This window comes from Streptomyces sp. NPDC004667 (genome assembly GCF_040609475.1).
Lineage (GTDB): Bacteria > Actinomycetota > Actinomycetes > Streptomycetales > Streptomycetaceae > Streptomyces.
Map to the genome: position 1 here is coordinate 1 of NZ_JBEXKC010000132.1, position 12617 is coordinate 12617.

General features: G+C 74.5%; 13 protein-coding genes and 1 pseudogene. 10 read left to right on the top strand and 4 right to left on the bottom strand.

Going from position 1 to position 12617, the window contains the following annotated elements; translation table 11 throughout:
• From ABZW32_RS36710 to ABZW32_RS36725, 4 genes and pseudogenes are all read left to right on the top strand, one after another.
• Positions 1 to 283, top strand: a pseudogene (locus ABZW32_RS36710) (hypothetical protein); the annotation flags it as partial.
• The gene (locus tag ABZW32_RS36715; protein ID WP_356224776.1) at positions 280 to 684 is read left to right on the top strand and encodes a roadblock/LC7 domain-containing protein; all 405 of its coding nucleotides are present in this window, start codon (positions 280 to 282) and stop codon (positions 682 to 684) included. The pseudogene ABZW32_RS36710 and the gene ABZW32_RS36715, both read left to right, overlap by 4 nt.
• Positions 684 to 1055, top strand: coding sequence for a DUF742 domain-containing protein (locus ABZW32_RS36720; protein WP_356224778.1), 372 nt, complete (start codon positions 684 to 686; stop codon positions 1053 to 1055). Before ABZW32_RS36715 ends, ABZW32_RS36720 begins: the two co-directional genes overlap by 1 nt.
• A complete protein-coding gene (locus ABZW32_RS36725; protein WP_356224780.1) occupies positions 1042 to 1641 on the top strand; it encodes an ATP/GTP-binding protein in 600 nt (199 codons plus the stop codon). The genes ABZW32_RS36720 and ABZW32_RS36725 overlap by 14 nt, the downstream gene beginning before the upstream one ends.
• A gap of 437 nt (positions 1642 to 2078) precedes the next feature.
• Here ABZW32_RS36725 and ABZW32_RS36730 read toward each other — a convergent pair whose 3' ends face one another.
• From ABZW32_RS36730 to ABZW32_RS36740, 3 genes are all read right to left on the bottom strand, one after another.
• Positions 2079 to 2426 carry a VOC family protein gene (locus ABZW32_RS36730; protein ID WP_356224781.1) on the bottom strand — a complete coding sequence of 116 codons (348 nt, stop codon included), beginning with the start codon at positions 2424 to 2426 and terminating at the stop codon, positions 2079 to 2081.
• A gap of 347 nt (positions 2427 to 2773) precedes the next feature.
• The gene (locus ABZW32_RS36735; RefSeq protein ID WP_356224783.1) at positions 2774 to 3697 is read right to left on the bottom strand and encodes an NADP-dependent oxidoreductase; all 924 of its coding nucleotides are present in this window, start codon (positions 3695 to 3697) and stop codon (positions 2774 to 2776) included.
• A 106-nt stretch (positions 3698 to 3803) separates the two neighbouring features.
• On the bottom strand, positions 3804 to 4199 hold the full coding sequence (locus ABZW32_RS36740; protein WP_356224784.1) for a MerR family transcriptional regulator: 396 nt from the start codon (positions 4197 to 4199) through the stop codon (positions 3804 to 3806).
• Positions 4200 to 4531: 332 nt separating this feature from the next.
• Here ABZW32_RS36740 and ABZW32_RS36745 point away from each other — a divergent pair, with 332 nt between their 5' ends.
• Both ABZW32_RS36745 and ABZW32_RS36750 read left to right on the top strand, forming a co-directional pair.
• Positions 4532 to 6061, top strand: coding sequence for an FAD-binding protein (locus ABZW32_RS36745; protein ID WP_356224786.1), 1530 nt, complete (start codon positions 4532 to 4534; stop codon positions 6059 to 6061).
• 47 nt (positions 6062 to 6108) lie between these two features.
• Positions 6109 to 7476 (top strand): hypothetical protein, encoded by a 1368-nt coding sequence (locus ABZW32_RS36750; RefSeq protein ID WP_356224788.1) that lies wholly within the window; start codon positions 6109 to 6111, stop codon positions 7474 to 7476.
• Here the strand turns inward: ABZW32_RS36750 and ABZW32_RS36755 are convergent.
• Positions 7430 to 7825, bottom strand: coding sequence for a hypothetical protein (locus ABZW32_RS36755; RefSeq protein ID WP_356224790.1), 396 nt, complete (start codon positions 7823 to 7825; stop codon positions 7430 to 7432). The genes ABZW32_RS36750 and ABZW32_RS36755 overlap by 47 nt on opposite strands.
• A gap of 104 nt (positions 7826 to 7929) precedes the next feature.
• Here ABZW32_RS36755 and ABZW32_RS36760 point away from each other — a divergent pair, with 104 nt between their 5' ends.
• The 4 genes from ABZW32_RS36760 to ABZW32_RS36775 all read left to right on the top strand — a co-directional run bounded on the left by ABZW32_RS36760 (position 7930) and on the right by ABZW32_RS36775 (position 12441).
• A complete protein-coding gene (locus ABZW32_RS36760; RefSeq protein ID WP_356224791.1) occupies positions 7930 to 9288 on the top strand; it encodes a histidine kinase in 1359 nt (452 codons plus the stop codon).
• Positions 9285 to 9965, top strand: coding sequence for a response regulator transcription factor (locus ABZW32_RS36765; protein WP_249770450.1), 681 nt, complete (start codon positions 9285 to 9287; stop codon positions 9963 to 9965). The genes ABZW32_RS36760 and ABZW32_RS36765 overlap by 4 nt, the downstream gene beginning before the upstream one ends.
• Positions 9966 to 10150: 185 nt before the next feature.
• On the top strand, positions 10151 to 11194 hold the full coding sequence (locus ABZW32_RS36770) for an alpha/beta hydrolase (protein WP_356224793.1): 1044 nt from the start codon (positions 10151 to 10153) through the stop codon (positions 11192 to 11194).
• Positions 11191 to 12441: an acyltransferase gene (locus ABZW32_RS36775; RefSeq protein WP_356224794.1), complete on the top strand. Its 1251-nt coding sequence runs from the start codon at positions 11191 to 11193 to the stop codon at positions 12439 to 12441. The genes ABZW32_RS36770 and ABZW32_RS36775 overlap by 4 nt, the downstream gene beginning before the upstream one ends.
• Positions 12442 to 12617 lie beyond the last annotated feature (176 nt).

Consider the following 12617-nt stretch of genomic DNA (forward strand, 5'->3'; position numbering starts at 1 on the left):
CACGGCTCCCGCGCCCGCACCCGCACCCGCACCCGCACCCGCACCGGCGACGCCCCGGCGGCCGCTGCCCGTCCGCTCCGGGGCCGCCCCCGCCGACGCGCGGCCGGCCCTGCCCGAGCGCGTCCCGCAGACCCATCTCACCCGGCAGCTCCGCGGCCCCCGCGCACCGGAGCCGGACACCGGCCCGGACACGGAGACACCCGAAGAGGTCGCCGACGCCTGGGCGGACTACGAAGAGGGGACCAAGAAAGTGGAAGCAGAGCTCAGAGCGGAACGGCCATGACGATGACAGCCAGCGAGATGATCTACGGCATCCTGGACAACAACCTCAGCAGGATCGCCGGCATCGAGGGAGCCGTGCTCCTGTCCAACGACGGCATCAAGCTCAGCGCCTACCTGCTGGAGCGGGACCAGGCGGAGCGCATCGCGGCCGCCGCCTCCGGTATTGCCGCCACCATGAAGGCGATATCGAGGGAGATCGACGGCGGCCGGGTCATCCGCCAACTCGTGGAGATGGACGACCGCTACCTCTGCGTCGTCGGCTGCGGCGAGGGCAGCACGCTCATCGTGGTGACCAACCGCAAGGCACGCCTCGGAGAGCTGGGCGGCGAGGCCGTACGGACCGCCCAGGCACTCGGCGAGTGGCTGGGAACCCCCGAGCGCACCTCCGCACCGACGCCGTAATGCCCGACGAGCCGCAGCGCAGGAGCCCGCGCCGGACACGGCTGTACGCGCTGACCGACGGCCGCACGGCCGCCGCTCCGCAGACCGCCCTCACCATGGACACCACCATCACGGCGGCGGTCGCCGCGGACGACGCCCACACCGGGCTGGCCACCGAATGGCGGGCCGTCCTCGCCATGTGCGCGCCACCGGGCGGGATTGCGGTCGCCGAGATCGCCGCCCGGATGCACATGCGCCTCACCCCGATGACGCTGCTGCTGGGCGAACTCGCCGACCGCGGGCTGATCCACCACCGGCCGCCCCTCGACGGCGCCGAGACCACCAATGTCCACCTGCTCATGAAAATCAGGGACAACCTTGCCCGGATATGACACTCCCGACGCTTTCGCCGCCGGCGGAGCGTCCCCCGTCAAGATCCTCGTCGCCGGCGGATTCGGGGTCGGCAAGACGACCCTGGTCGAGTCGGTCTCCGAGATCGAACCGCTGCGCACCGAGGAGCGCCTGACGAGCGCGGGGATCGGCGTCGACGACCTGGACGGCATCGAATCCAAGACCCTGACCACGGTCGCGATGGACTTCGGCCGGATCACCCTGGCCGACGCCGGGGTGGTCCTCTACCTGTTCGGGACGCCCGGCCAGGAGCGGTTCTGGTTCATGTGGGACGACCTGCTGAACGGGGCCCTGGGAGCGCTCGTGCTCGTCGACACCCGGCGCCTGGACCGGGGCTTCCCGGCGATCGACTTCTTCGAGAGCCGTGGGCTGCCGTTCGTGGTCGGTGCGAACTGCTTCCACGGCGAACAGCCCTACACCGCCGAGGAGATCGCCGCTGCTCTGCACCTGGGGAACCCCGACACCCCCGTGCTGCTGCTGGACGCCCGCTCCCGGGAGGACGCGCGCGGCAGCCTGCTGGCCCTGCTCGACGTGGTCATCGCCCAGGCCTCGGCCCCGGCCCTCTGACAGGTCCGCGACAGTGGTTGGTGCCGGGCCCGACGGCGCCCTGCGCGTTGGCGTCGCAACCGCGCCTGCGATGCGCCCGGCTGCGGCTGCTTCCTCAGACAACCAAGTGACGCCGCCGCCACTTGTGATCTCTGCGGGCGCGGTCGTACGCATCCCCCCTGCCGGTACCTCGGTACGCGGGGCCGTCAGACCCGCGCGTGTCCAAGACATGGTCCGAGATGCTCGTCGCGCCGCACATCGCGGCGGCCGCCCGTCCCCAGCCCGCGCCCCTGACCCACCACCGGCGTCTACCGCCCCTCCGCCGCGACGTTCGCCCTGTCCGGAGCGTACGCCGGACAGGGCGACACGGCCTTCGCCTTCGGGAACGGAGGTTCCTGGAACCAGGGCACCGCTTCCTGACTGACGGGAGGGCACGGTCCGGTAGCCCCGTGAAGGGGCTACCGGTGGCCCAGCACGTTGATCACGCGACCGTTCGGATCACGGACGAAGAACCGGCGGACTCCCCACTCCTCGTCCTGCAGGGGATGTACGATCTCCGCTCCGCTTTCGACCACGGCGGCGTGGACGGCGTCCACGTCGTCGACCTCGACGCTCACGTCGGGCATGACGGGCGCGGTCTTGTCGGCCGTCATGAAGCTGACCTGCGCGGCCGGGCTGGCGGGGGAGGCCAACGTCATGATCCAGCCGTGGTTCATCACTTCCGCGAATCCCAGCAGGCCGTAGAACTCCCGGTTCTCGTCCATGGCCTCCGAGGGGATGTTCGGCACGACCCGGTGAACAGCCATCGACGACTCCTTCTGACAGGTACGGGTACGGCGTCCCGGCCGATCGTCGCACGGTGGGGGGCCGGTTGTGCCCGAATGCCTCCGGCGTGAGTTCGGGCGCTCAAGAAGGTTCTGCGCCGCGCTGGACCACCGTGGCCTGCTACGCGACAGGGACCAGATCCCTGACCCGCCACCGGACAGCCGACCGACACACCCGACGCACTCACCCCGCACGAACGAATCGCCGCCCACCACCGGCGACATCATCCGCACCGCCCTGACCCGCGCCCTCAACGGCCGCTAGGACCACCACGGGTTCTCGTCAGCCCGCAACGGACCGTCGACGGCGTCGGGCAGCCGGGCACTTCTCATGCCACCTTGATGACGACCTTGCCCGAGGTGTGACCGTTCTCGACGGCGGCGAGGGCGGCCGGCGCATCGGAGAGCGGATGGACCGCGGTGATTACGGGTGCGAGGACTCCGGAGAGGGCCAGCCGGGCCGACCGCTCCAGGTTCTCGCGGTCGACGCGGCGCTCGACGAAACGCCCACCCAGATCGGTCACAGACATGTCACCCACGGCGATGACGTTGCGGGGATCCCGGGCCAGCGGAGCGACCGTCCGCAGCGAGGCGCCTCCCACCAGGTCGACGATGCCGTCGAAGCCGTCCGGAACCAGCTCGCGTGCCACGGCGGCGACGTCCTCGGCGGTGTAGTCGACGAACCGCATCCCGATGGCCTCGGCGTGCTCGCGCTTGGCGGTACTCCCGATGCCGGTCACGCGCAGCCCGTGCCCGATCGCCAGCCGGGCGACGGCGAGGCCAACCCCGCCCCCGACCCCGTTGACCAGCACCGTGGCACCAGCCGGGAGGCCGAGCTGGTCGAGCACGTCCACCGCGGTCGTCCCGGCCACCGGCAGCGTTGCCGCCACGGTCGCGGACAGACCGTCCGGGATGCGTGCGGTGTTCGGCGCGGACAGCACCGTCGTCTCGGCGTAGGTGCCGCCACCGGTGAGTGCGAAGCCGAAGACCGCGTCACCCACCTCGAGCCCGTTGACGTCCTCGCCCAGGGCGAGAACGGCTCCGGCTGCCTCCATACCCAGCACGCGGGGAAACGGACGCCCGCCGTCGAGCCCGCCGACCAGACCCGAACGCAGAAGGTGGTCAAGGGGATTCACGCCGGCGACGTCGACGCGGATCAGCACCTCACCGCGGCCGGGGACGGGATCAGGACGATCGAAGAACTCCTGTACCTCGGGCCCGCCATGCCTGTCGAAACCCCACGCCTGCGCCATATTCTGCCGCCTCTCGTATGACCGGCCCGGTGATTCCGGGCGTTGTCGCCATCCTCACCTCTGACATTGGTGTGAAGGGCAACAGGCTGAGATGCAGGTCACAGCATCAGGTCGACTGCGCCACGGGTTCCGAGGCCGTGGACAGCTCCGCCCGGTGCCGGCTGTTGGCCCTGATCAGCACGTCGAGTGCATCCCGGGTCTCGATCAGGTGCGCGATGCCGGCGTCGATGCGGTCGCGCTCGCGCTTCATCGCCGCGAACGTTTCCTCGGCGACGCCCAGGTCACCCGGGACGTCCACGCACGGCAGTACGGTCACGATCACCCGGCTGGACATACCCGCGTCGAACAACTGCCGGATCAGTGACACGCGCTGGACCGCAGCATCGGAATAGTGACGCTGCCCCGCCCCAGAGCGCGAGCTGGTCAGCAGGCCCTGCTCTTCGTAGTACCGCAGTGAGCGCGGACTCACGCCCGTGCGCTGTGACAGCTCGCCTATCCGCATTCCTGAGACCCTACGCCCGCGTACGCCCCAGGTGCGGACCACCGACGAGTCACGGACGCTCGCGGATACCCCCACGGCCGCAGGTGTGTCGTCCTCGACACCCGGCTCGGCAGCCTCTCCCGGCTGAGGCTGTGCTCAAACGCCGAGCGGGCCCACCAAAGTTGCGGAGGGCCGCCTCGGCCGTTGGCGTTGCCGCACCAAGCCACGGCACTCGCCTCCCCCGCAGGCATGCGACAGCCCCGTGGCACACCGCCTGGTCCAATTGGCTGACAACACGATTTCGGCGGGCCCGCCTTCGCCCCGATCGGGCCGGGCAGTGGGAGGAAGGAGGAATGAGCCTCCCTCGCCGCCGGGTCCTCGCGGGCACCGCCGCCGCCGTCCTGGCCTCCGTGGGCGCGGCCGCCCGGTCCCCGCGGGGCGGCGCCGACTTCGGGGCGCTCGCCCGCGCGCTGGACGGGCGGGTGGTCCTGCCCGGCGGTGCGGACTACGCCGAGGCCCGACAGCTGTTCCAGCCCCGCTTCGACTCCGTCTCCCCCGCGGCCGTCGCCTACCCGGCGCACGCCGGGGACGTGGCCGTCTGCCTGGACTTCGCCCGCCGCTCGGGCACCCCGGTCGTGCCGCGCGGCGGCGGCCACAGCTACGCGGGCTGGTCCACCGTGGTCGACGGTCTGGTGGTCGACGTGGGGGCGATGGCCACCGTGGCGGTCGAAGGGGGCGAGGTACGGGTCGGCGCGGGCGCTCGGCTCGCCGCCCTGCACTCGGCCCTCGCGGCGGACGGTCTGGGCGTCCCGGCCGGGCTGTGCCCCTCCGTCGGCATCGCGGGGCTCGCCCTCGGCGGTGGACTGGGCCTCTCCTCGCGGGCCTACGGAGCCACCTGCGACCGGCTCTCCGGCGCCCGGGTGGTCACCCCGGACGGGGTGGTGCGCGAGGTCGGGCCGGGGGGCGGGGACCCCGATCTGTACTGGGCGCTGCGCGGGGGCGGCGGCGGCAACTTCGGGGTGGTCACCGAGTTCCGGCTGCGCACCCATCCGGTCGCCGACGCCGCCTTCGCCGAGCTGCACTGGGCGGACGCCGACTCGCCGGCTGTGCTGCACGGCTGGCAGCGCTGGCTGGGCGGGCTACCGGACCCGTTCTGGAGCCAGGTGGAGTTCACGGTGGAGTCGGGGACCGCGGCCACCGCGGTGCCCGCCGTCCGGGTCGTGTGCCTCGACGGGCGCGGGGAGCTGGAGCGGGAACTGACCCGGCTCACCGACCTGGTGGGGCGGGGGCCCCGGGACAGCTGGACCGTCGTACGGAGCTACCCGGACACCGTACGGGCCATGGCGGGCTGCCCCGATCCGGCCCCCGAGCTGTGCCGGCTCCCGGGCCGGCTGCCCGGCCGGGACCCGCGGGGGCACCTCGGGCGGGACTCGTACGCCGCCCGCTCCGACTTCTGGGGCCCGTCCGGGCTGGCGGAGCCCGCGGTCGCGGCGGTGCTGGCGGCCGTCCGGCGGTACGCGGGGCAGGCGCCGCGCGGCGGGCTCGGGGTCGTCCAGTTCGACGGGGTGTGCGGCGGTGCCCTGAACCGGGTCGCCGCCGCCGACACCGCCTTCGTCCACCGCGGCAGCGCCTTCCTGGCCCAGTACCTCGTCTACTGGCCGCAGTCCGCTCCGGCCGCCGAGGTGACCCGCCACCGGGCCTGGCTGGACGGGCTCTGGCAGGACCTGCGCCCGTGGGCGGGCGGCGCCGCGTACCAGAACTACGCCGACCCGAAGCTCGGCGGCTGGCGCGAGGCCTACTACGGCTCCAACCTCCCCCGGCTGGAGGAAGTCCGGCGGGCCTACGACCCCGACCGGCTGTTCCGGTTTCCGCAGGCCGTCTAGTGCCGTGGCCGGAAAGGTCTGCCGGCCCACACCCTCAGGAGCGAGACATGCGACGTACGTTGACGCTGGCGGTGGCCACGGCCGCCGCCGCACTGCTGTTGCCCGGCGGGCCGCTGCCCGTCGCGGAGACGGGCAGCGCGCAGGCGGCCCAGAGCCGTTGGACCGCGCGCGAGGCCGCGGCCTTCTGGACACCGGAACGGATGGCCGCGGCCCTGCCGGTGCCGGACCCCGTCCCGGTACCCGTGGCCGACGGCGTTCCGGCACCTGTTCCCGATCCCCCGTCGGCCGTTCCCGCGAAGGGCTCCGGTGCGGCCGACGGCCCCGCGGCGGGCGCTCCGGTGGCGGACACCCCCGCAGGCACCGGCCCCGCAGCCACCACCCCCGCCGGAGCCGGTCCCGCGCAGGGTGTGGTCGCCGCTCCCGTACCCCCCGCAGCGCCCGCCTCCCCCGCCGGTTCCACCCCGGCCGCCGCCGTGGCGCCGCCGGCCTCCCCCGCCACTCCCGGCGATCCGTCCGCCCCCGTGGCCCCCGGCGCCCCGGCGCCGCCCCCGACCCCGACCTCGGTCCCGACGCCCCGGAGCCCGTCCGGTCCCGCCGCCGACCTGCTCCCCTCCCCCACCGTCCCCGCGCCGTCACCCGCGCCCGCCGTCCCCACCAGGGCCCCGGCCGGGCCCGTCCTCGCGCCGTCCACGGCCGGGATCGGCCAGGACTTCGACGGGGTCCCGGCCGTCGGCCGGATGTACGTCATGAAGGGCGCCGGGGCCTACTTCTGCACCGCCAGCGTGGTCTCGTCCCCGGGCCGCAACCTGGTGCTGAGCGCGGGGCACTGCCTGCTCGGGTCGGACACCCGCCAGGTGGCCTTCGTACCGCGTTACACCCGGGCGAAGCCCCAGCCGTACGGGATGTTCCCGGTCCTGCGTGACTCCGCGGGCCGCTCCAAGGTGTGGATCGACCAGCGCTACAAGACCCAGGGGCCGGAGAAGGCGGCCACCCTGGACGTGGCCTTCGCCGCCGTCGGCCCGAACGCCGCCGGCCGCGCGGTGGAGAACGCCGTCGGCGGCAACCGCCTCCTCACCGGAGCCACGTTCACCCACGCGAAGGTGACCCTGATCGGCCATCCCGCGTCGGCGGCCCGCCCGCGCGTGTGCGTCAACCGCACGACCAAGTTCACCAGCACCGACCCCAAGAGCCCTGGTTCGTTCCTGCGCATCGACTGCACCGGCTACCCGGGCGGGACCAGCGGCGGCCCGTTCATCACGCGCTTCGACGACCGCACCCGGACCGGGGACGTGGTCGGGGTGATCGGCGGCTGGGAGACGGGCGGGCCCACCGCCGACACCTCGTACAGCTCCTACTTCGGCGCCGATATCAGGAAGCTGTACCAGGCGGCGGTCGCCGGGGCGAAGGGGGCGTGAGCACCCGCACCCAGCGGGTGCGGCGCGGGTTGCCGACCGTACGCGCGATCACCGGGACCTCCTCGGCGCCCAGCAGGTCCGCGGGGGCCAGCGCGAGCTGGCGGCGCAGGTCGGCGAGGGCCGCGTGCACGGGCGCGAGGATGACCTCGGCGCGCGGGTGGATGTGCGCGAGGGCGTGCGCGGTGGTCTCGATGGTCTCGGCGGCGTCCTCGGCGGCGGTCCGGCTCCACCCGCCGGGCTCGCCGCCGCTGAAGGGCAGGACGGCGTCGTAGAGGTGGCAGGCGGCATCGGCCGCGGCGTCGGCCCGTTCACCGACGCCCGGCGCCGCGATGGTCGGCAACAGCTCCATGCCCGGTCAACGAGCGGATCCCGCCGGGGGAACGAACCCGGCGGCCACCGGATCCGCCGGGGTCGCGGCATGCGCGGCCGCCCTGCGCATAGGCTGTCCGGATCATGAGCCTCAAAGCCCGCATCCCGGCCCGTGCCCGCAACCGCAAGGCGCGCGACGCGCCCGAGCGCCAGGAGGGGCGGGGCACGGACCCGCTGGACCGGTTCGCGGTCGTGCTGCGGACTCCCGCCCGGCCCGGCGAGGCGCTGTTCGCGCGGGCGCCCAGACGGTGGCAGCGGATACTGCCCTTCACGGTCGTCGGCATCTTCGTGATCACGCTGCTGCCGGTGACCATCACGGTGCTGACCAACAACTACGGGGCGAACGGCGGCTGGGCGGGGGCGCTGGGCGTGGCGCAGACCGTTCCGCTGCTGCTGGCGGTCACCCGGCCGGTGCCCGCCTGGGGCATGGTGCTGTTCGCCGACGTCGCCGGGGCCGTCCTGCTGATCGACGCGGACGGGGTGGACGGGCAGACGTGGCCGTGGCCGCCGATGGTGATCGTCGGCTACCAGGTGCTGATGGTGTGTCTGGGGCTGCGCGAGTCCGTCCGGACGCTGGTCCAGGTGTGGCTGACGACGGGCGCGGCCGGGGTGGTGCTCGGCTTCTTCGAGCCCGCCGGGGTGACGAACACCGTGGCGCTGCAGTTCGTGCTCAGCGGGGCCGTGCTGGCCCTGACGGGTGCGCTGCGGCAGCTGGGCGACGCCCGGCAGCGGATCGCGGAGCAGGAGAGCATCAGCGAGGCGGAGCGGGCGCGGCGCACGCTGCTGGAGGAGCGGGCGCGGATCGCCCGGGAGTTGCACGACGTGGTGGCCCACCACATGTCGGTGATCACCGTGCAGGCCGATTCGGCCCCGTACCGGCTGCCGGGCATGGCGGAGCCGGTGCGGGAGGAGTTCTCGGCGATCGCGGCCGCCGCGCGCGAGTCGCTGGGCGAGATGCGGCGGCTGCTGACGGTGTTGCGCGGCGACGGGACGAACGGCGCGGAGGGCGGCGAGCGGTTCCCACAGCCCGGGATCGGCCGGATCCAGCAGCTGGTGGAGGCTACGGTACGGGCCGGGCAGCCGGTGGAGCTGTCCCTGGCGTCGGCCGCGGCCGAGGAGGTACCGCCGGCGGTGGACCTGTCGGCGTACCGGATCGTGCAGGAGGCCCTGGCGAACGTGGTGCGGCACGCCCCGGGGGCACGGACCCGGGTCTCGGTGTCCCGCTCCGCTCCGGGGGGCGACGTGCTCGTGCTGGTGGTCAACGGTCCGGCGCGGGACGCGGTGGTGGAGGTGGAGAGCTCGGGCACGGGGCACGGTCTGGTGGGGATGCGCGAACGCGTACGGTTGACCGGAGGGACCCTGGACACGGGCCCGCTGCCCGACGGCGGATTCCGGGTCGCCGCCCGCCTGCCCCTGAACGACGCCGAGAAGGAACCGAGTTGACCATCCGTGTGATCATCGTCGACGACCAGGCCATGGTGCGGGCGGGGTTCGCCGCGCTGCTGTCGGCGCAGCCCGACATCGACGTGGTGGGCGAGGCTCCCGATGGCCGGGAGGGGGTGCGGGTGTCGCGCACCGTCCACCCCGACGTGGTGCTGATGGACGTACGGATGCCGGAGCTGGACGGCCTCTCCGCGGCCCGGGAGCTGCTCGATCCGCCGCCGGGGGTGGTGCACCGGCCCAAGGTGCTGATGCTGACCACCTTCGACATCGACGACTACGTGTACGAGGCGCTGCGCGCGGGCGCGTCGGGGTTCCTCCTCAAGGACGCCCCGCCGGCCGATCTGATCGCGGCGGTCCGGGTGGTCGCCTCCGGCGAGGCACTGCTGGCACCCTCGGTGACCCGCCGCCTGATCGCGGACTTCGTGCGGCAGCGGCCGGCGCCGCGCAAGGATCCGGCGCTGCGGCTGAACGGTCTGACCCCGCGGGAGACGGAGGTGCTGGAGCTGATCGCGCGCGGGCTGTCGAACCAGGAGATCGCCGCGCACCTGGTGCTGGCGGAGCAGACGGTCAAGACCCACATCGGCCGGGTCCTGGGCAAGCTGGACCTGCGCGACCGGGCCCAGGCGGTGATCTTCGCGTACGAGGCGGGCCTGGTCCGCCCGGGCGACACGGCCTGATCCCCCGGCACGGTCCCCCTACCCGGCGCCCCGGGTCCGGTCCGCCGCCGCCTCCTCCACCCCCTACCGGGGTATGACAGGCTGCTTGGCTCCCTGGTGGGACGCCCCGTTCGGTACCTCCTTCCTACCTTCCTCCTCGTCACACGGCCCGTCACGAGGCCCGTCACGAGGAAGGGAGAAGGGGCATGCGCCGCTTCGGAAGGACGATGGTCGCGGCCGCGCTGGCGGTGGCCGTCGCGGCGGGGACCGCGGGGTGGGCTTCCGCCGACGGCCAGAGCGCGGTCACCGGGCCGCCCCCGGGCACCGCCGCCTGGCGGGCCGCCTCGGTGGGCGGGCGGCCGTTGCCCGATCCGCAGTCCTCGACGCCCCGGGAGGTGGCCCGCTTCTTCGCCGGGCTGGACGGGACCGGGCGACAGGAGCTCGTACGCTCCCACCCGCTGGTGGTGGGCAGTCTGGACGGCGCTCCGCTCCCCCTGCGGTACGAGGCCAACCGGCTCGCGGTCCTCGCCACGGGTGAGGCCCGCTACGCCTCCCTCGCCTCTCCGGGCCGCCGGATCCTGGCCTTCGACCCGCGCGGCCGCGGGCAGGTCGCCGAGGTGTTCGGGGACCTGGAGCACGCCGCGCACGTCGCGGTGATCGTGCCGGGGTCGGACAACGACGCCACCACCCACGACGCCCCCCGCGCCGCGGACACCGGCCCGGCCGGCATGGCCCGGGCGCTGCGGGCCGCGGCGGGCGGGGGCACCGCGGTCATCGCGTGGACGGGCTACACCACGCCGGTCGGGGTCGGTCTCGACGCGGCGCGGGGCCGGCTCGCGGAGGCCGGTGCGGTGCGGCTGGCCCGGTTCACGGCCGGGCTCGACGCGGTCGGGGCGCCCGACCCGGTGCTGTTCTGCCACAGCTACGGCTCGGTGGTGTGCGGGATCGCGGCCCGGCACACGGACGCCGCCGACATCGTGGTGTTCGGTTCCCCGGGGATGCGCGCGCACGACGCCGCCGGGCTGGGGACGGGTGCCCGCGTCTGGGCGGCCCGGGGGCCGTCGGACTGGATCGCCGACGTGCCCAACGTGGAGTTCGCCGGGCTCGGGCACGGCGCCGACCCCACCTCCGCCGCCTTCGGCGCCCGTCGGGTGCCCGCCGGTGACGTGAAGGGCCACACCGGCTACTTCGCCCCCGGCACCCGGTCGCTGGCGGCCTTCGCCGCGATCGCGAAGGGAGAGGCCCGATGAGCGCGACGATGACGCCGCGCGGGCCGGCCCGGCTGTCGCAGGCCGCCGCCCGGATCGACCGCCGGACGCCGGCCCACCGGGACCGGGCCGTCGACGGTCTGCGCGCCCTGGCCCTGCTGGCCGTGCCGACCGGGCACTGGCTGCTCGGCGGGTTCACCCTCGACCCGGAGGGCGGGCTGCACAACGCCAGTCCGCTGTCGGCCTTCGGCGCCCTGGCCCCGGCGAGCTGGGTGCTCCAGATGCTGGGCATCTTCTTCCTGGTCGGCGGCTACGCCTCGGTGCTGTCCTTCCACCGGCGCACCGGTTCAACCGGGGCCTGGCTGAAGGGGCGGATGGTCCGGCTGGGGCGGCCGGTGCTCGGTGTGACGGCGGTGTGGGCGCTCGCGGCGCCGGCGCTGTACGCGGCCGGCGTGCCGGAGGCCACCTTGCGCACCGGTGCCACGCTGGTGATCCAGCCGCTGTGGTTCGTGGGGGTGTACGCGGGGGTGACCGCGCTGACCCCGTACTGCGTGCGGGCCGCCCGGCGGCTCGGTGGCTGGGCGGCGGCCCCGCTGCTGGTCTCGGTCGCGGTGGTGGACTTCCTGCGGTACGGGCCGCTGTCCGACGCGGTGCCGTCCTGGCTGTCCGTGCTGAACGTGCTGCCGGGCTGGATGTTCGCGTACCAGCTCGGCGTCTCCTGGGGCGAGCGGCGGATCGGGCGGCGCGGGGCGTGGCTGCTGCTGGTGGGCGGGGGCCTGCTGTTCGCGGTGCTGCTGACGGTGTTCCACTACCCGGCGTCGATGGTCGGCGTACCGGGTGAGGCGCGGACCAACTCGCACCCGCCGTCGCTGCTGGTGCTGGCACTGGCCTCGGCGCAGTCGGGTGCGGCGATGCTGTTGCGGGACCGGCTGACGCGGCTGCTGGCCCGGCCGGCGCTGTGGGCGCCGGTGGTGGTGGTCAACCTGTCGGCGATGACCGTCCTGTGCTGGCACCAGAGCGCCATGCTGGCGGCGGCCGTGCCCGCCTCGTTCGCGGGCGGGGCCGGCGGGGTGGCCGGGCTGACGACGGCGCCCGAGACCCTGGGGTGGATCCTGGCACGGCTGGCGTGGATGCCGGTGTTCGCGGTGCTGCTGGTGGTCATCGCCCGCTACGCGCGCCGGTTCGAGGCTCCGCCGACGGCGGGCGGGCGCCGGAACCCGGTGGTGCGGCGCGCCGTGGCGGGGCTGCTGGCGGCAGGGTTCGCGGTGTTCGCGCTGGGCCTGGCCTGACGCGGGCCCGGCCGGCGAGGGGGCCCGCCCGCGTACCGGGCCCCCGGACGAGGGGAGGGGCGCGCCCCCGGGGGGGGGGGGCGCGCGTGGTGGCGGGAGGGTGGGGGGGGGGTGGGGGCCGCCCCCCAAGGGGGGGGGGCGGGGGTGGGGGGGGGCGGGTGCCCCACGGCCCGGGG